This is a genomic window from Paenibacillus sp. P4_A7 (assembly GCF_056402455.1).
In genome coordinates this window covers 1-17,359 of sequence record NZ_JBFUHJ010000091.1, presented here as the reverse complement: position 1 = coordinate 17,359, position 17,359 = coordinate 1, and the positions used below count along the sequence as shown (strand labels likewise).

20 protein-coding genes are annotated in these 17,359 nt (G+C 39.6%); 8 read left to right on the top strand and 12 right to left on the bottom strand.

The annotated features are described in order from the left end of the window. Positions 1-175 precede the first annotated feature (175 nt). From AC1DWN_RS14105 to AC1DWN_RS14090, 4 genes are all read right to left on the bottom strand, one after another. Positions 176-493 (bottom strand): pyrophosphohydrolase domain-containing protein, encoded by a 318-nt coding sequence (locus AC1DWN_RS14105; RefSeq protein WP_477559539.1) that lies wholly within the window; start codon positions 491-493, stop codon positions 176-178. Between the two features lie 17 nt (positions 494-510). Beyond that, positions 511-1,425, bottom strand: coding sequence for a Rossmann-fold NAD(P)-binding domain-containing protein (locus AC1DWN_RS14100; RefSeq protein ID WP_477559538.1), 915 nt, complete (start codon positions 1,423-1,425; stop codon positions 511-513). A 120-nt stretch (positions 1,426-1,545) separates the two neighbouring features. After that, positions 1,546-2,487 (bottom strand): RNA polymerase sigma-70 factor, encoded by a 942-nt coding sequence (locus AC1DWN_RS14095; protein ID WP_477559537.1) that lies wholly within the window; start codon positions 2,485-2,487, stop codon positions 1,546-1,548. A gap of 100 nt (positions 2,488-2,587) precedes the next feature. After that, positions 2,588-3,034: a carboxymuconolactone decarboxylase family protein gene (locus AC1DWN_RS14090; RefSeq protein WP_477559536.1), complete on the bottom strand. Its 447-nt coding sequence runs from the start codon at positions 3,032-3,034 to the stop codon at positions 2,588-2,590. A gap of 230 nt (positions 3,035-3,264) precedes the next feature. On the opposite strand from AC1DWN_RS14090, the gene AC1DWN_RS14085 reads away from it, so the two are divergent. The 5 genes from AC1DWN_RS14085 to AC1DWN_RS14065 all read left to right on the top strand — a co-directional run bounded on the left by AC1DWN_RS14085 (position 3,265) and on the right by AC1DWN_RS14065 (position 8,297). Further along, positions 3,265-3,870, top strand: coding sequence for a DUF2087 domain-containing protein (locus AC1DWN_RS14085; protein WP_477559535.1), 606 nt, complete (start codon positions 3,265-3,267; stop codon positions 3,868-3,870). Positions 3,871-3,928: 58 nt separating this feature from the next. Further along, positions 3,929-4,555 (top strand): zinc dependent phospholipase C family protein, encoded by a 627-nt coding sequence (locus AC1DWN_RS14080; protein ID WP_477559534.1) that lies wholly within the window; start codon positions 3,929-3,931, stop codon positions 4,553-4,555. A 490-nt stretch (positions 4,556-5,045) separates the two neighbouring features. Then, on the top strand, positions 5,046-6,413 hold the full coding sequence (locus AC1DWN_RS14075; protein WP_477559533.1) for an ABC transporter substrate-binding protein: 1,368 nt from the start codon (positions 5,046-5,048) through the stop codon (positions 6,411-6,413). Between the two features lie 130 nt (positions 6,414-6,543). Next, the gene (locus AC1DWN_RS14070) at positions 6,544-7,401 is read left to right on the top strand and encodes a carbohydrate ABC transporter permease (protein WP_477559532.1); all 858 of its coding nucleotides are present in this window, start codon (positions 6,544-6,546) and stop codon (positions 7,399-7,401) included. A 23-nt stretch (positions 7,402-7,424) separates the two neighbouring features. Then, the gene (locus AC1DWN_RS14065) at positions 7,425-8,297 is read left to right on the top strand and encodes a carbohydrate ABC transporter permease (RefSeq protein WP_477559531.1); all 873 of its coding nucleotides are present in this window, start codon (positions 7,425-7,427) and stop codon (positions 8,295-8,297) included. Positions 8,298-8,385: 88 nt separating this feature from the next. On the opposite strand, the gene AC1DWN_RS14060 is transcribed toward AC1DWN_RS14065, so the two are convergent. The 4 genes from AC1DWN_RS14060 to AC1DWN_RS14045 form a co-directional block, all read right to left on the bottom strand. Then, complete coding sequence (locus tag AC1DWN_RS14060; RefSeq protein ID WP_477559530.1) at positions 8,386-8,862, bottom strand: GNAT family N-acetyltransferase; 477 nt, start codon at positions 8,860-8,862, stop codon at positions 8,386-8,388. A gap of 161 nt (positions 8,863-9,023) precedes the next feature. After that, entirely contained in the window at positions 9,024-9,593 is a 570-nt protein-coding gene (locus tag AC1DWN_RS14055; protein ID WP_477559529.1) for a 50S ribosomal protein L25, read from the bottom strand. 86 nt (positions 9,594-9,679) lie between these two features. Then, entirely contained in the window at positions 9,680-10,624 is a 945-nt protein-coding gene (locus AC1DWN_RS14050; protein WP_477559528.1) for a DUF1861 family protein, read from the bottom strand. Further along, positions 10,599-10,895, bottom strand: coding sequence for a helix-turn-helix domain-containing protein (locus tag AC1DWN_RS14045; RefSeq protein WP_477559527.1), 297 nt, complete (start codon positions 10,893-10,895; stop codon positions 10,599-10,601). Before AC1DWN_RS14045 ends, AC1DWN_RS14050 begins: the two co-directional genes overlap by 26 nt. A gap of 202 nt (positions 10,896-11,097) precedes the next feature. Here AC1DWN_RS14045 and AC1DWN_RS14040 point away from each other — a divergent pair, with 202 nt between their 5' ends. The 3 genes from AC1DWN_RS14040 to AC1DWN_RS14030 are packed head-to-tail and all read left to right on the top strand — an operon-like array spanning position 11,098 to position 14,460. Beyond that, complete coding sequence (locus AC1DWN_RS14040; protein WP_477559526.1) at positions 11,098-12,282, top strand: glycosyltransferase family 4 protein; 1,185 nt, start codon at positions 11,098-11,100, stop codon at positions 12,280-12,282. Next, on the top strand, positions 12,282-13,388 hold the full coding sequence (locus AC1DWN_RS14035; protein WP_477559525.1) for a glycoside hydrolase family protein: 1,107 nt from the start codon (positions 12,282-12,284) through the stop codon (positions 13,386-13,388). The genes AC1DWN_RS14040 and AC1DWN_RS14035 overlap by 1 nt, the downstream gene beginning before the upstream one ends. Continuing rightward, complete coding sequence (locus AC1DWN_RS14030; RefSeq protein ID WP_477559524.1) at positions 13,381-14,460, top strand: mannose-1-phosphate guanylyltransferase; 1,080 nt, start codon at positions 13,381-13,383, stop codon at positions 14,458-14,460. Before AC1DWN_RS14035 ends, AC1DWN_RS14030 begins: the two co-directional genes overlap by 8 nt. A gap of 84 nt (positions 14,461-14,544) precedes the next feature. Here the strand turns inward: AC1DWN_RS14030 and AC1DWN_RS14025 are convergent, their stop codons facing one another. The 4 genes from AC1DWN_RS14025 to hprK all read right to left on the bottom strand — a co-directional run bounded on the left by AC1DWN_RS14025 (position 14,545) and on the right by hprK (position 17,203). Continuing rightward, a complete protein-coding gene (locus AC1DWN_RS14025; RefSeq protein WP_477559523.1) occupies positions 14,545-14,799 on the bottom strand; it encodes a DUF2164 domain-containing protein in 255 nt (84 codons plus the stop codon). A gap of 4 nt (positions 14,800-14,803) precedes the next feature. Beyond that, on the bottom strand, positions 14,804-15,595 hold the full coding sequence (locus AC1DWN_RS14020) for a PhzF family phenazine biosynthesis protein (protein ID WP_477559522.1): 792 nt from the start codon (positions 15,593-15,595) through the stop codon (positions 14,804-14,806). Positions 15,596-15,745: 150 nt separating this feature from the next. Beyond that, positions 15,746-16,195 (bottom strand): GyrI-like domain-containing protein, encoded by a 450-nt coding sequence (locus AC1DWN_RS14015; RefSeq protein WP_477559521.1) that lies wholly within the window; start codon positions 16,193-16,195, stop codon positions 15,746-15,748. Between the two features lie 99 nt (positions 16,196-16,294). Then, positions 16,295-17,203: an HPr(Ser) kinase/phosphatase gene (gene hprK / locus AC1DWN_RS14010; protein ID WP_477559520.1), complete on the bottom strand. Its 909-nt coding sequence runs from the start codon at positions 17,201-17,203 to the stop codon at positions 16,295-16,297. Positions 17,204-17,359: the final 156 nt, after the last annotated feature.

The window sequence follows — 17,359 nt, the reverse complement described above, 5'->3', positions numbered from 1 at the left end:
ATGGTTAATGATCTCATTTCTCAATTCTGAAAGCTCTTGTTCGATCTCTTTCTGCTTTTGCTTCATTTTATAAAATCGTTTTACTTTATCGTCCACTTTTTTCACGCTCCTCTTAACATATTTATGCTGAGGAGGTTTATTTCATACAATAAATACAACATTCCATTCTACTTCATTACTCTACTCTATTTAACAACAACCTTTCTTCAAAAMCACCTCGTTCTTCTTTCTTTGATAGTCTGATTTTTTCAAATTCTGCTATACTGATGTTCCGATTATTTAGTATCGCATAAACAACTTCCACTAAATCAGCTAATTCTGCAATTTGTTCCTCACCGTTAGCTACATTATATTCATCTAGCTCCTCTTGAAGTTTATTAGTAAGCATTTCCATATATTCTTCTTCTTCCAGTATACGAACCTTAGCTTTTTTACCTGTCGCCTCTATTATCTGTGGAATTTTATCTCGTATTAGTTTGTTATAGACAATCATTGACTTATTCCCCTTTTTCACTGATTTAGCAAATAAAGCAGCAAAGACTTTTGAACATGCATCCTATTTTCTGCTTGTTGGTAGATAATGGACCGCTCTGACTCGACTAACTCTTCCTCTATTTCAAATCCAGGATGGATAGGCATATCGTGCATGATATAGGGAGAGTGTCCTTCGAGGATTTTTCTATTCAACTGAAAAGGCAGCATCTTCTCTATTCTTCGATTCTTTTCATCTTGATAATGACTCTCGTGGAAAAACTCCATATCGACCCAGGTATCCGTATAAACAAAATCCGATCTTGAAACAGCCTCAGATAGGCTATTTAAGTTTTCCACATATCCACTTTGGAAGGCTGCCTGCATAAGTTGTTCATCCCATGATGGAGAATTGATTATAGGTGTCACTAACAATAGCTTTATACCTAACGTGATACACCCTGCAATTAATGAATTTGCTACATTGTTATGAATCCCTACGTAAGTAACGGTTACGCCAAAGAATGATTCTGCTACTTCATATATAGTCATTAGGTCTGCCAGTGCTTGGCAGGGATGATATTTCTCACAACATCCATTTATAACTGGAACCTCGGAGTATGCAGCTAATTCTAGTAGATCAGAATGCGATTTTAGCCTTGCCATTATAACATCACAGTTTCTGGACGCATAACGCGCTTCATATTGAATCGGTGAAATACTGAAATTGCTAGAGTCCCAATCCATCATAACAGAGTAACCGCCCATTTGATTAATAGCAGACTGAAAGGATAAGTTTGTTCTAGTAGATGTTTTCTGAAAAAGCATGAAGAGACCCTTTCTCTCACTTGCTTGATAAAAGTCGTGCGGGTTCTTTTTAATCTCAATTCCCTTCTTGATAATGAAGAGAAGAGTTTCCTTATCGAATTCCTTCAAAGATAATAAATGTTTCATTAACTCACCTCTATTGAATATTTATACATAATAACGTATTTATATTCAATTTAGTGTATTAACCAAACATTGTCAACTTGGAGCCTTATCCTAGACTTTATAAATGAGAAAGGTCTTCAGTTATTGCATTCTTAACGCTTGAACAAGGTTGAAATCAATATGATCTAATTTATCAGGATTTAATAAGATATACAGGTTTTGAAAACGATCCCTTTCAAGCGACAATTCAAAACATGCTACACCTCTCACTTTACCTTGATAAGTATAAACGATATTAATCTCATTATTAATTTCCACAATCGAAGTATCCCATTCACGAATTGTTTGAAAAGCCCGGGGTGATGTTAGCAAGGCCAGAACACGCTTCTGGCTCACAATAGGATTAATAGCTGCACGTACTTTACCTCCACCATCAGTGATAAGTACAGCATCATCAGCCAGTAACTCCAGCATCTTCTCTATATCATAATTATCGAAGGCAGAAACAAACCTCTCCACGAGCATTTTCCTTACAGACATCGAGGCTATAGTTGCAGTATAGTCGGCAAGCATACTCCGTTTCGCACGACTAAATATTTTCCGACAATTCGTCCCTGACTTACCCAAAAAATCTGAGATTGTATCATAATCAAAATCAAATACTTCCCTTAGCAAAAAAACGGCTCTTTCCGTCGGTGTGAGACGTTCAAGCATGACCAAACAAGCATAAGATAGAGTTTCTTTACGTTCCACAGTCTCATCAGGCAAGTCATATTGTTTAATCACTGGTTCGGGTAACCATTCTCCGATGTATACTTCTTTTTTCTTTTGTGCTGATTGCAACATATTTAAGCAGCGGTTCGTCATCATTTTGGATAAATAGGCTTTTATATTTTTAATTTCTTTCAGGTCCTTCTTTTGAATCTCTGTAAAACAATCTTGAACCGCATCTTCTGCATCCGATACGATGCCGAGCATTCGATAAGCAATAGAAAATGCAAATGTTTTATACCTCCGATAAAGTTCGTCTAAATCGGAATGTTCAGGAGCATGAAAGTCACCCTCAAAAATTGAATTTTTCAACGCGCCACCTGCTCTCTACTTGGTTATTCCTGCTGCAATGCCAAAAAGGAGCCAAGATGGCTCCAAAAAGACGCTTTCTAGTACCTTAATCTCCATTTTATCACTTAAAACATCCAGGAAACATCCCGGTAGAGATTGCAATCCGATTCCAACTGTTAATTACATTAATGGCTATAATTAAGTCTACATATTCGATTTCTTCTACATGCTCCCTGACTTTCTCGTATACCGACAGCGGTACGCCGGCATTCGATATATTGGTCACACATTCTGCGAGCTCCAGTACGGCTTTTTCCTTATCCGTGAATAGTGGAACTTCCCGCCATACACTCAGCAGTAGGATTCGATCCGTATGGTCGCCCATCTTCATCAAATCTTTTGCATGTGAATCGATACAATATGAGCAACCGTTAATTTGGGAAACACGAATTTTCACCAACTCGAACAATACTTTATCCACACTACTATTGCTTGCATATTTATCGAATGCCAGCATAGCTTGAAATGCCGGTTTATTAGCTGTTCGATAGTTGAATCTAAGGCTCATTTTCATTCTCCTCCTCAATGTCTTATACCTATTAGACAAACAACCTATTCATTTTGTGACACTTCGATAAAATATAGGAAAGATGGTAGCCATTTCACATTCGTTCTTTCCAGCTTAGATCGGTTTTTTTTTATTAATTGACAATTTATCTCTAATATACTAATATCTAATTTAACGACTATCTAATTAGATAATCATCAAATTAGTCGACAGGAGGTAAATTGCGACACATGCAATTAAATAAGGTAGTCAGCTATCATAAGGCACTTGCAGACCCTACAAGAATAAAGATATTAATTCTGCTTGCTGATGGAGAGCTCAACGGTCAAGTTTTGGCGGAAAAGCTTAGTCTTACACCTGCAACAATAACTCATCATGCTGCGAAATTAAGAGAAGCCAGCCTAATTAACGAGCGCCGAGATAAAAATACAATTTTTTTCTCATTAAATCATTACTTCATTAAAGATAACGCCACCGCTACAGAAAAATTAATTTACAAAAATGCTAATTCCAAAGGAGGTACGGATATTTTGCATGAAGATCATAAGCRCATAAAGGATTCCGTTATTAGAAACTTTATTACCCCCGATGGAAAATTAAAAAGCTTGCCCGTTCAACTGAAGAAAAAACTTATTGTTTTGGAACACCAAATCTCACAGCTGGAAATGGGACGGAAATATAGCGAAAAGGAAATCAATGACTTTATTAAAGGGTTTCATGAAGATTTCGCAACGATCCGAAGAGAATTTATTATGCATCAGTTTATGTTTAGGGAAAATCAAATTTACGAGTTAAATCCACAAGAAATGTGGGCAAGGTGGGAAGTGCTGTCGTAACACTCTTCGATCTTTAAGTATTAATGGATAGAAAATATATGGAAAAGGGGGAAATACATTGGGTTCAAGAGTTATGCATTACTGCATTTCATCCATTATAAGTAAACGACTTGGTCTATCTGATGAAAGGGAATTTGTCCTTGGTGGTATCGCACCGGATATACACCCCTATATGGATGCTTATAGGCCAAAAGACATCACTCATTTCGTAGATCGGGATGAAAATGGAAAAGGTCATATCAATTATTTGAGCTTTTACAATAACTATAAACCATTATTAGTTGAACCCTTCTATTTAGGGTATTTGTGTCATTTAATCTCTGATGTAGTATGGTCAGAATTTTATTTTAATTTTATAAAACATATGTCCATTGAGGAAAAAAAGGATACCTTACAGATAAGCTATAGGGATTTCTGGCGATTAAATGGAAGACYGATAAGCCTATACTCTCTAGAGTATAATCAACTCAACTTGCCTGATCCAATAAAAATTACGGAAGCAAACTTCCAATTATACTTACCAGCTTTGCTTGAATGGATGGAAAAAGATTTCTCATACGATGAAAAAGTTGCCCTGGAGCCATTGGAATTATTCAATGATGATTGCATCCAAATTGTCGATTACATGGATAAGTCCGTTAACAGGTGTATGCAATTTATTTCAGAAAAACAGCTACACCCTTAAGTCGAATATGCCAATAAACGTGAATAAAATAGATATTCAAACACAAAACCACTCCGTACTAGGGGTGGTTCATTTTTTTGTTTTCAATTTACTTTCTTTAATCTGGTTCAATTCAAACTCTATATATACAAAACAATAAAATTGACAAGGGAGAATATTTGATTATTTAGGAACCACATCTGCGATTACTGTATACTTCTTATTTTCTTTGGTAAATAGAATGTCCCTCCCCATTTCCCCAAATAAACACAGCGCTTTCGAACATTATTCGCTGCGGCAAACCATAAAACCAAAACAAAATTGCCTTTAAATAAAATGAAATAGAGAGTTATTTTGTAACAAGGGTAAAAAATCGATTGTTTCTATCCTAGGATATTCTCCCTTATTTAGACGAATGAACCCCCTGACGCTTCTTTGTGTATGTCATAAGATTTGTGTAGGCAACAAAGCAAACATGTTTCAAAAAACAATTTTAAGGGGGATTTACAAAGTGAAAAGATCTTCGTTAGTTCTTATGAGTGTGATGTTAGTACTCACCATGTTTTTAGCAGCTTGTGGTAACAACGGTGGCAAAAACAGTGGTACTGCACCAAGCGAAAGTCCAAAAGCAACTGATGCTCCAAAAGAAACCGAAACTCCAAAAAAGAACATCACTCTTCGCGTATTCTCAACATTCGGCGGTACTGACGCAGCTCGTGAAAGCTTCCAAGCTGCACTGGATGAGTTCACAACAAAAAACCCTAATGTAAAAATCGTAAATGACACTATGTCAGCTAATGATGACGGTTTCAGAACAAAAGTTAACACAGATATGAACAGCGGCAACGAACCAGACCTACTGTTCTACTTTATCGGCGCTGACGCTAAAGGCTTCATCGATGCAGGCAAAGTAGTTCCGCTAAATGAAGTGCTTGATGCTAATCCTGAATGGCAAGCCGGCTTTACCCCAAGTGCTCTTGAGTTTGCAAGACAAAAAGATGGCAACATCTATGCAGCTCCACTTACTGGCTTCTACGAAGGCTTGTTCGTAAACAAAAAAATATTTGCTGACAATAATCTTGAGCTCCCTACAGATTGGGAAAAATTGAAAGCAGCTGTTACAGCATTGTCTGCTAAAGGTATCACTCCACTAACTGCTCCATTTGACCAATCCCACTACATCATCGAGCATTTCCTTCTTTCAGCAGCAGGTCCTGCTGGTCAAGACAAAGGCTTAAAAGATGGAATTGAACCAAACTGGGAAAAAGGCTATGCAGCTATGAAAGAACTATATGACCTTGGTGCATTCCCTAAAGATGCAGCTACAATCGATCTTGGTATGGCTTCCAACTATTACGGCCAAGGTCAAGCTGCAATGATCCTTGAAGGTTCATGGGCACTTGGTCAATGGGCTGATAAGCCTGATGTAATTGACAACACAACTGTTCTTCCATTCCCAGTAGTTCCAGGCGGAGCTGGCAGCGGTAATGACATTATCGGCGGATTCGGCTCTGGTTTCTACCTTCCTAAAGCAACTTATGACAATGCAGACAAGAAAGATGCAGCAGTTGAATTGCTGAAGCATATGACTTCTCCTGCAGTTATTCAAAAAATTGCTACAGCTAACGGTGGTACTCCTGCTGCTGATGTGAAAATTGAAGGCTTGAAACAAGCAGCACTTGATGGCTTTGCAATGGCAGCAAAATCTGCTTCAATCAACGCTCCAGTAGATAGCAAAGTTTCACCTGAAACATTCTCAACACTCCGTGCAAACGTTCAAAAAGTTGTAACTGGCAAGAAGACACCTGCTGAGGCACTTGCTGAAGCTAAAGGAATTGAGGATGCTGCAGTTGCAGCAGCTGCTACCGCTGCAAAATAATAATGGTCTCATTATTAAAAGCATAAAAGCTTTCTGATCTAATATGATGCGCGCCGCCCCTCTTGTTAGTACGGGCGGCGTAATCATTTAAACCGTAATGCAAGAAAAATAAACATCAAAGGTGATAAATATGAAGGGCGATAAAAAGTATATCTTGATGTTTTTGTTCCCTATGCTAGCTTTAATATCGATCTTTATTTATTATCCGTTCTTTAAAAGTTTATATCTTAGCTTTTATCGTACAACGGGCTTCTTTGAAAAGAACTTTGTTGGTTGGGATAACTATGAACGAGCGATATCGGATAAGCTGCTGGGTGCAGCAACATTGCATACATTAGAAATTATGCTTTATGTCATTGTTTTTCAAGTGGGTATTGCTTTAATACTTGCTGTACTCGTAGATAATATTACGAAATTTAAGGGCTTTTTCCGTACCGTTTTTTTCTTCCCTGTTGTTATTTCTGGTACAGCGATTTCGTTACTGTTCGTTCTTTTCTACAACTATAACTTTGGTCTCTTAAACAATATTTTAGCTAGCTTTGGATTAGAAAAAGTGCTTTGGCTTAGTGAAAGTAATGCTTTGAGAGCAGTATCAGTTCCCACAGTATGGCATTATGTTGGTTTTTATTTTGTATTATTTTTAACGGCAATGTCAAAAATCCCTTCTGATTATTACGAAGCGGCTAAGCTCGAAGGGATTACGGGTTTCAAGAAAACGACGATGCTGACAATTCCTTTGATTTTGAGTGACATCAAGGTTGTTATTACATTAGCTATTACCGGTACTATGAAGGTATTCGAGTTCATTTGGGTAGTTTCAAGAGGTCAGAACGGTACAGAAGTATTGGGAACCTATATGTATAAGAAAGCGATGGTCGATCAAAACTTCGGTTATGGCTCAACTGTTGCGATTTATATGGTTGTTYTCGGTGTTTTGCTAGCTTTGCTTGCCAACCGTTTGTTAAAAAGCGAAGAAATCACATACTAAGCTGTTATTAGGGGTGTACTTTTATGCAAGAAACCATTAATGATGAACATAAAATTCGGCGAGTAAAAACAAGCCGGTTTAGTTTAGGAACCACCCTCATGTATGTTGTGTTGACAGCATGGTCCCTAACGACAATATATCCACTATTCTGGATTGTTAACAACTCATTCAAGATATCAAGTGATGTCATGAATAAATCATTTTCATTAGCCTTGGACCCGGTGTTCGTTAACTACACGAATGCATTTGATCGAATATCAATTGGAAAAAGCTATATTAACAGCTTGATCATGTCGGGTGGCACCGTATTTTTCGTGCTACTGCTAGGCGGACTAGCAGCCTATGTATTATCTAGATTCAACTTTAAGGGAAAGAGATTTATTTTCTCACTTCTCTACGCTACCTTACTTGTACCAGCTTTTGCTACTGTCGTTCCTGTTTATGAGATTCTCATTAAAACGAGTTTAGTTAATACGTATTGGGGATTGATCTTGCCGCAGACCACAGGTAATTTAACCTTTGCTACATTGGTTATTGCAGGTTATATGGCTACCATCCCTAAGGAACTGGAAGAAGCAGCATTTATCGACGGTTGCAACAGATGGCAAATGTTCATTAAAATCTTTCTCCCTGTATCCAGTCCATCTTTCGCATCGGTAAGTATATTCGTATTCTTGTGGTCGTACAATGACTTATTCTCTGCATTGATCTTTGTTAATAAAGAGAGCGTACGTCCAATTGTAGCCCTATTGAATGAAATCAGCTCGCAATATGGAACGGACTTCGGACTCATGGCTACAGCCGTAGCTCTTACCGTTATACCTGTATTGATCGTTTACCTGTTCGTTTCGAAATTTATTGAAAAAGGTTTAACTGAAGGTTCTGTAAAAGGCTAGGGGCTACGTAAACAACATTAAAACGGCAAGTCAAGGGGATAGTTGATCATCCCGTTTGACTTGCCGTTTTATTTTGCAGCAGCTTACATTAATTATAGGTCATCCATACTGTATTCCCCAAAGCTTCAAATCCTTGTTTGTACCAAAAATTCTTTGTATGTTCTAGCGTGTATACATACATTTTTTTACTCGGGTATTTCGCTTTTAACCAGTTCATAAAGAAAGCCCCGTATCCCTTACCTTCAAACTCCTTCAGAACATCCAAAGCCTCTATAAATATGAAATCCGTTTTGTTTTTAATATCTATATAGAAGTCTTTTTCTAAATATTTCTCATCCGGACTAAAATAATAATTTTCCGCTTTATGAACCAGTTGATTTCCGCTATTATATTCCCAAATTACAGCATACCCTGCCATCTCATTTTCAACATCAATGACATAAATATTTTCCGGCAATTCCGAGCTTTCTCTTCTACTCAATTCCCCTGCATGATAACCAGAGCTTAAATCACGTAGTATAGTTTGTATTTCTTGATMAAATCGTTTTTCGATAATAGATGGCATTTTATATCTCCTTTGTGTTCTATAGCTTGTAATGTCCTCTCATTGTACAAAAAATCCCCTACAAACAGCAATGTCTAGGATCATGAAACCATGATCCTTTACACTTTCTGCCGGTAGGGGATATGACCATACTTTGAATATTTATATGAAAATAGTACCTATTATGCTGTTGCTTCAACTTCCTCATGCACCGCTTTGATCTGGATCATAACCGTTTTCGGATCAGTCAACACTTCAATTCCACTCTGGAACACAAGGTCTGATACAAAAAGGTGGTCACCAATAGCAAGTTTGCTAATATCCACTTCCATTGAAGTCGGCAGATCACCAGGCATACAACGTACTTCTACTTCATACATTTCTACCTGCAATACTCCGCCGGCTTTAATGCCGATTGCATCTCCGCAAAAATGGATCGTAACTTTGCTGTCCATGCTTTCAGTCATATTTACATGATGAAAGTCGATATGCAGCAATTTGCCTGAGATCGGGTCTCTTTGGATGTTCTGAACAAGAACTGGAACTACTTTTTCATCGGATGATTTGCCTTGCAAAATAGCACGTGGATTTTTTTTCAAAATATCCAGTATATCTTTCTCATTTACTTCTAACGACAAAGTATCTTTACCAATCCCATACAACACAGYGGGGATCCGTCCCTGTTTTCTTGCTTGATTCATTTGGGACTTTGTTTCTCCAGTGCGCTTGTTTAATTGAATAAATTTACTCATTTGTTTGTTCCCGCTCTCTTTTGACCATAAATTCTTGTCAGTATAATTATAACATGACCATAGAATCTAGTCAAACCATCACTGACTCATGATTCATATTCAATAAAAGGATCAGGGATTTCAATCACATAAGCCTCAGCATCACTAACACCAACAGACAGTACTGCTCGACCACCGTCTAGCCGTATAAGTCCACCACTAAAAATAACATCCTCTAGATCTGGCCGTTTGCCTGGACCTCTTGGGAAATCACTTCTTGCTGAAATGATCTTTATTGGTGTTTTTTCGTATGTTTCGGGGTTTATTGCAAAGGTCATAGAATAATAGTGCTTGTTCCCTATTTGATCAAAGCAGGCGATATGTCCAAGAACGCCAACATGTCCATTACTCAACAAATGCGCTTCATTCGCCCCTCCCCACTCTTCGGGGACAAATTGATCTCGCAACATTTCTGCATCAATGAAGGTATGCTCATCGAGTTCCGCAAGTGAATCGATAATTGTAAATCCGATTTGACCTCTTCCGCCTCTTGCCCCTTGAGGCCTGGTAAAGACACCTACCCTGCCATCCTGAAGTTCAATAAGTCTAATATCCTTCATGGCTGCAGGTCCTGATGAAAAGTGACATAACGAATCAATATCATACCCACGATAAAATTGCGTGACCCAGGACACAATCTTACTTGGATCATTGGCTGCAGTAATTACTTCAACTCCACCAATAATTAATTCCCCTTTGATGATCGAGAAGCATGGATCCTGTAAGTTATAAGTATGAGTATGTACACGTGGATTCCAAATCTGATTCTCACAAGTAAAAAAGAAGACTTGAGAGAACTCGCTATCCCGTTCCTCAACTCTTCCTAAGATCACTTCCTCCCCGCCATATTGAAACGGGGCCGTTATATTATAAACATCTCGATTCCCAACACCAGAAAAGGTTACTTTCTCCACTTTCGTCATGCGGGGATTTGTATAAAAGCTATCCAGAAGCTGTTTACAAGTTTCAGTTATTATCGGTTCCCTTGTCATTGTCCTTGTTGTCCTCCTGAAGATCATTCGATTCTTCTAATGGCCAAACATTTAGATCACTATCTACGATTTTAATTAATTGCCCAGGCTGAACATTAAAATATAGACAAAGCTTTAACAGCAAATCCCTAGGATACTGCACCATTTCATCTTTATACATTCTTCGCACGGAATCAAAGTGATAATTCACATCTTTTGCGAGTCTACGTATAGATAATTTTGGATCATGATTATACATGACCTCTTTTAAATTACTGCGTATGACTGACATACATACACCTCCTCCAATAATATATATGGAGAATGGCAGACAGTCAATAAATTGACAAGAAAAAATGGTCATGTTATAGTGGGAACAGGAATATTTTTGAATTTTCTGAAAATAATAAGCTTCTTCCCCTCTTAGGAAATAAAGACCTCTTTATTTTCTTTTTTTTGTGAAAAAAATATGAACCAATATGGAGGAGCTTTATATGAGAAATGCAATCAGCAACAATCGGAATATCGTTTTTCTAGGCACCAGCCTGCCGCGAGAGTGCGGTATTGCTACATTTACACAAGATTTATTAGACCAATTTGAACATATTCAAGGCTTCAATAAGCCGCGAATCATTGCAATCAACAACAACGAATCTTATGACTATCAAGAGCAAGTGTTGAGAGAAATTAATCAACACAACATGTCGGATTACTTAAACGCAGCCGATTATCTTAACTCATCAGATGTTGATCTTCTCGTTATTCAACATGAGTTCGGTATTTATGGCGGAGAAAGCGGCGAATATTTAATTCCTTTCATAGAGAGACTGAGTATTCCTTATATCGTCATTTTTCATACGGTGTTAACGAAACCTTCTGCTAAGCAGCGACACATCATGAAGCGAGTGGCGGAACGAAGTGTTAAAGTCGTAACGATGGCGCAATCAACAGTCAAGGATTTAATCTCTATTTATGATATAGATGCCGCAAAAATAGCTTTCATTCACCATGGCGTGCCCTTTGTTAAAACCAAATCAAGATCAATGTTAAAAAAACAATATGGCTTCACAGATCGGAAAATTTTATCCACCTTTGGCTTTCTAAGCCCTGGTAAAGGCATTGAATATAGCATAGAGGCGATGCGCGGTGTGGTCAAAAAGTATCCAGAGTCCCTTTATATCATATTTGGCAAAACACATCCGGTAGTCAAACAAGAAACAGGTGAGATTTACAGACAGAAGCTGACGGACCTTGTGAAGGAATTCGATTTAGAACATAACGTTCTCTTTGTCGACAAGCTTTTGACGCAGGAGGAAGTTATTGAATCGCTTGTTATGTCAGACATCTACATGACACCTTATTTGGGCAAGGACCAGGCCGTCAGCGGCACTTTGGCATATGGAGTCGGTTATGGAAGAGTCATTGTGTCCACACCTTACCGATATGCTGAGGAAATGTTGGCCGAAGGCCGAGGACTGCTGGCAAACTTCCGCGATTCTGCCTCACTGGAAGCTTGTATCCTCCAATTACTAGATAACCCTGCTATGGTGAAGGAAATGGAAGATCGTACACTAAAGCTTGGGAAAACTATGCTTTGGAATGAAATTGCGAAAACCTACGCCGGTATCTTTCAAGAGAAAATAACAATCTCAGAGTTAACTAGTAGGAGTGTGATTTAATGGAAGTACAAACCATACTGAAGCTTAAGCCCGATTATATGAGTAGAATAACGGATGATACAGGCATTTTTCAGCATACCAAGTTTGGAGTGCCTGACCGATCAAAGGGCTATACGACCGATGATAATGCCCGGGCATTAATCGCAGCCGTTTTATTGTACAACAGTAAAAAAGACTCCGTCACTTTAGACCTCATCCATACTTATATTTCCTTCATTCATCATGCACAAAATGCGGACGGAAATTTCAGAAATTTTATGGATTATAACCGCTCTTTCATTGAGGAGAGAGGCTCTGAGGATTGTCAGGGACGTACGATATGGGCACTTGGATTCACACTCGCCTATTCGTCCTCGCTGCCCGATAATCTACTAAATACATGTCGTTATTTAATCAATCAGGCTTTGCCGCATATCCATGCACTTCATTCACCACGCGCTGCGGCTTATGCACTAATTGGTCTTAGCTACCTAATAGAAACACCTAATGCGTTAACTTATTCCTTTCCGTATCTCCATACCGCTAACACAGATGAAGAGAAGGCATTTCTACCCAAAGCTTTAATTACCGATCTCATTGAGGATCTGGCGGTCCGATTACACAATCAATACATGCAAAATAAAGGGAACGGTTGGAATTGGTTTGAAGATAGCCTAACCTACGGAAACTCGATGCTTCCATGGTCACTGTTAAAAGCTTACCGTATATCAGACAATGTTAGTTTGAAGGAAACGGCCAAGGAAAGTTTAGATTTTCTAGCATCCAAAACCTTTTGTAAAGACGGTTATTATAAGCCAATAGGAAGTCATGGCTGGCTGCTGCGAGATGGGTCAGCTGCACCTTATGATGAACAGCCCATTGAAGCGTGTGAAATGCTACTTGCTTGTAAGGAAGCCGCCATTATTCTCCAAGATCCTTCCTATCTGAAACAAGCATCTTTATGCTACGAATGGTATTTAGGTCATAATTCATTAAACCTGTCATTAATTGACCCACAAACTGGAGCCTGTTATGACGGCATTCATAAAACTGGATTGAATCTTAATCAAGGCTCAGAGAGTATCATTTCCTTCTCTATTGCTCATATGGTGATGCATCATGAATAAGTTTGCTACTATACTAGCAGGTGGAGGCGGAACCCGTTTTTGGCCCCTCTCCAGACAAGAGATTCCAAAGCAGCTTCTTAATATTAGCGGGAACGACATCATGCTAAACGATACCATCGAACGATTCAAAGGTATTATCCCTCAGGAAAATACAGTAATTGTTACGAACAGATCACAAGCCGTGCTGATGGAGAGCATCATGCACAGCAGTGTGTTAAAGCATAATATCTTAATCGAGCCAGTTGCTAGAAACACGGCTGCAAGTATCCTTTTTGCAGCGTTATCCATAGAAAAATCTCACGGCGATTCTTTAATGGTTGTACTGCCTTCTGATCATTATATTACGGATGAAGAGCAATTCCGAATTACACTAGATGAAGCTTGTACGGTTGCCATGGAGACGGACAAAATCGTGACAATTGGGATTAAACCGACATTCCCTTCCACCGGCTACGGCTATATCGCTTTTGATAAAGAGCCTTTAGCTTCGCATCCAGTGGCTGTATACGAAGTAGCAGAATTTGTAGAAAAACCAAGCTTTCAGAAAGCGCAAAGCTATCTGTTATCTGGTAATTATTTATGGAATAGCGGAATGTTCATTTGGAAAACATCCGTGATCATTGATAATTTCAAGCGATACCTGCCTCGACTCTATAAGTCAATGCTTCCAATCAGTGAATACTTGGGGACAGAGCAGGAAGAAGAAATCATTAACCAGATTTACCCAACTTTGCAAAATATTTCGATTGATTACGGTATCCTTGAGCGCTCCGATGAAGTCGTAGTTCTATCCGGTCAGTTTGGTTGGAATGATATCGGAAGCTGGGACGCGCTTGGTGCTATTTTTCCTCCTGATGAATCGGGTAATATTATTAAAGCAAATCACTTAGGAATAGATACACGTAACTCCATTATTTATGGGAACGACAGACTAATCACTACAATAGGTGTAGATAGCTTCATCATTGCCGACACGGGAGATGCGCTATTAATTTGCCCCAAAGATAAAGCGCAATCTGTGAAGGAAATTGTCGAACTGTTGAAGGAAAAAGGTATGACCGAATATATTTAGAAATTAAATATTTTAAAAAAACCAGAATATTGCAGCTGCTCACATGCTGCAATTGTCCGGTTTTTCTTTCCTTCATAAGTCTGATTAACGCTTCGTTATAATCGGCTTCTCGAGCGCATAAAGCTCATCTTCCAGCGTTTGCATCCGTTCCAGTACCGTAGTTCGCGCATCATTTATAGCATGATTATACAGATGAGGTCCAATTTCCTTGATCATAAAATCAAGCACTTCCCCTGCAGCAAGCGTTCCAATTGTTTCTGAACGCTCCAGCTCAAAAAATTGCTGAATCTGCTCGATGATTTGATCCCTCTGCTCCTTTGGCAGTTTCATTCCGATCATTCTTCTAACCCCCTATTAGTCCTTTAAGTACGGTTACCGCTTGTCCTGACAAGAATACGCGTTCACCGGCCTGCTTAACCTTTACGATGCCTCCGCGCTCCGACGCTTGAAAACCTACAAGATTTTCCTTGCGAAGCCTCTTGGTCCAATATGGAGCTAATGCGCAGTGTGCCGATCCGGTGACCGGATCCTCATCAACACCTATACCTGGAAAGAATGCTCTCGATACAAAATCAAAGGAAGCATCTGAAGATCGGCTCGTCACTATGACTCCACGCGCAGGCAGCGTTGCGAGTAGTTTGAAATCAGGCTTCAGCGAACGAAGCGTCTGTTCGCTGTCTACTTCAATGAAAAAGTCCATCCGATTGCGACCAGCAAACCTAGGAATGAGACCTAGTCCTTGCACGAGTTCCTCTGGCACAATTGCTGCTTCTGGGGACTCGGTAGGAAAATCCATCACAATCCAATCCTCCTCACACACCGCAGTTAGCAGTCCGCTCTTCGTCATGAATCGTGCCATTTCTGTTCGAGACAGCCCGCCTGACTCCCATAATGTATGCGCGGCTGCAAGAGTAGCATGACCGCATAGGTCAACCTCAGCCTGCGGCGTAAACCAGCGTAGATCATAACCTTCCACACTTGGAACGACAAATGCCGTCTCGGACAAATTCATTTCCGATGCTACCTTCTGCATCCATTCCTCCTCTTGCGGAGTATCTAGCAAGCATACTGCAGCAGGGTTACCTTTAAAACGCTCTTTGGTAAAAGCATCTACAATATAAATGTCAACCTTCATTCTGCTAACCTTCCTCTCTACATTTCAGGTCTTCTAAATATAACATTGTGGAACGGTTTTCTAAACAAAAAGAACCTGCTCTCGGAAATGTTAGAGACGAATGGCAACCCTTCGACTTAACATTTCACGTGCAGGTTCATATATACGTTGTCATTTGAGGGGAATTAGCAACTCAACCGGTTCTTCCTCCAAATGATGCTCATCGATATAAAATAATTCGAGCGAGACGGCGTTTTCTTGCTTCTCCAATCGCATCTCATTTATCCAAATATTAAGCTGCTCATACCCTTCACCAATTCGTTTGTTCGAGCAGGCTACCATCGCATAGCGATGTGCGGGGATTGTGAACTGTGCCATTCCCGGAGGAAGTTCTTCCATATGCTGCGCTTCATAACAAGCCCAGTATGTAGCGAACACTTCATTACCGAAATACGGACTGTACAGCACCGTTGATTTCAATCCATCGTTTAATTCATGCTTTCGTGTCAAAAATTCGGATTGCAACCGAATTGCCTCGTCCGGAAACGATGAATAGGGGCCGCAGTAGCTTATTCCAATTAAATGGAGTGCAGGCTTTGTAACGATTGAGCAGTTTTCCACGCGATTTCCTCCTTCTAATCTGTCAGGACTTGTGCGCTAGGATAAGCTTTATCTCCCAATAGTGTAACATGATTTACTAGTAAATGGAAAGGAGATGAATCAATCTAATTCTAGTCGTTTCATGAACTCTTCCACCGCACTGTAGCCCAGCTGCTTCAAATACCAATTATTTGCCGCCGCTTCGATTAGCCCAGCAACATCTCTTCCCGGTTGCAGTTGAATTTCGATATGCGGAACCTGTACTCCCATATAATCGGTAAATGTAGGCTCCAGCTCCAGATCATTATGCAACTCGTTATCCTGCCATTTTGTCAGTTCAATATCAAGCGCTATGCGCGTCTCATCCTGAAAAGCTTTCCTGCCGTACAATCGCACAACATTGACAAGACCGACACTCCGGAGAGCAAGAAACTCCTTCGTCTTCTCGTTATGGCTGCCGAGCAGCGTTTGTGAGCTTAACTTTCTCAACACAACGATATCATCTGCGACAAGTCGATGCCCTCGTCTAATTAACGTGTGCGCCGTCTCACTTTTTCCTACGCCTGATTGGCCTCGCAGCAAAATGCCTATACCCGACACATTCAAGCAAACGCCATGAATCGAAATCTCGGGTGCCAATTCTTTGGACAAATACGCATCGAGCATACCAAGAAACGGCGCAGTCAACACTTTGGTACGCAGTAACGGAATACCTTCTTCTTCACAATACTTAGTCAAATATTTCAATCCATCTTGATCAGAAGTGACAACAAAACAAGGTGGATGATATTTTACAACATTACCAATATGATGATTTCGCTCTGCTTCAGTTAATGTATGCAAATAATTGATTTCCTTCTTACCTAAAATTTGTACATGCTCCGTCGGAAAAAAATCAAAGTACCCTACAAATTCAAGTCCGGGACGATACGCTCGCGCCTTCATGACCGGGCGGTCCAGTTGATCTGCCCCAGCCAACACTTCTAACGAGAATCGCTCAGCAAGATCACGTACAACTATTGATTTCAAATGCCTTTCCTCCTCTCTGCTGCTATAAAAATGGTTCTTTTTTTTAAGTTAGGTTAGTATTCTACATCCTATTATATATCCCTGCCACTGTAACGAAATCGTCAATTGTTAAATCACTGGAAATGATGTTACGAGCCAGTGGACAGATAATGTCTT

Excerpts from the sequence above, each read along its gene's own strand:
- AC1DWN_RS14100 (WP_477559538.1), bottom strand. The coding sequence starts at position 1,425 with ATGAAACATTTATTATCTTTGAAGGAATTCGATAAGGAAACTCTTCTC.
- AC1DWN_RS14040 (WP_477559526.1), top strand. The coding sequence starts at position 11,098 with ATGAGAAATGCAATCAGCAACAATCGGAATATCGTTTTTCTAGGCACC.
- AC1DWN_RS14045 (WP_477559527.1), bottom strand. The coding sequence starts at position 10,895 with ATGTCAGTCATACGCAGTAATTTAAAAGAGGTCATGTATAATCATGAT.
- AC1DWN_RS14065 (WP_477559531.1), top strand. The coding sequence starts at position 7,425 with ATGCAAGAAACCATTAATGATGAACATAAAATTCGGCGAGTAAAAACA.
- AC1DWN_RS14030 (WP_477559524.1), top strand. The coding sequence starts at position 13,381 with ATGAATAAGTTTGCTACTATACTAGCAGGTGGAGGCGGAACCCGTTTT.
- AC1DWN_RS14035 (WP_477559525.1), top strand. The coding sequence starts at position 12,282 with ATGGAAGTACAAACCATACTGAAGCTTAAGCCCGATTATATGAGTAGA.
- AC1DWN_RS14020 (WP_477559522.1), bottom strand. The coding sequence starts at position 15,595 with ATGAAGGTTGACATTTATATTGTAGATGCTTTTACCAAAGAGCGTTTT.
- AC1DWN_RS14050 (WP_477559528.1), bottom strand. The coding sequence starts at position 10,624 with ATGACAAGGGAACCGATAATAACTGAAACTTGTAAACAGCTTCTGGAT.
- AC1DWN_RS14090 (WP_477559536.1), bottom strand. The coding sequence starts at position 3,034 with ATGAGCCTTAGATTCAACTATCGAACAGCTAATAAACCGGCATTTCAA.
- AC1DWN_RS14025 (WP_477559523.1), bottom strand. The coding sequence starts at position 14,799 with ATGATCGGAATGAAACTGCCAAAGGAGCAGAGGGATCAAATCATCGAG.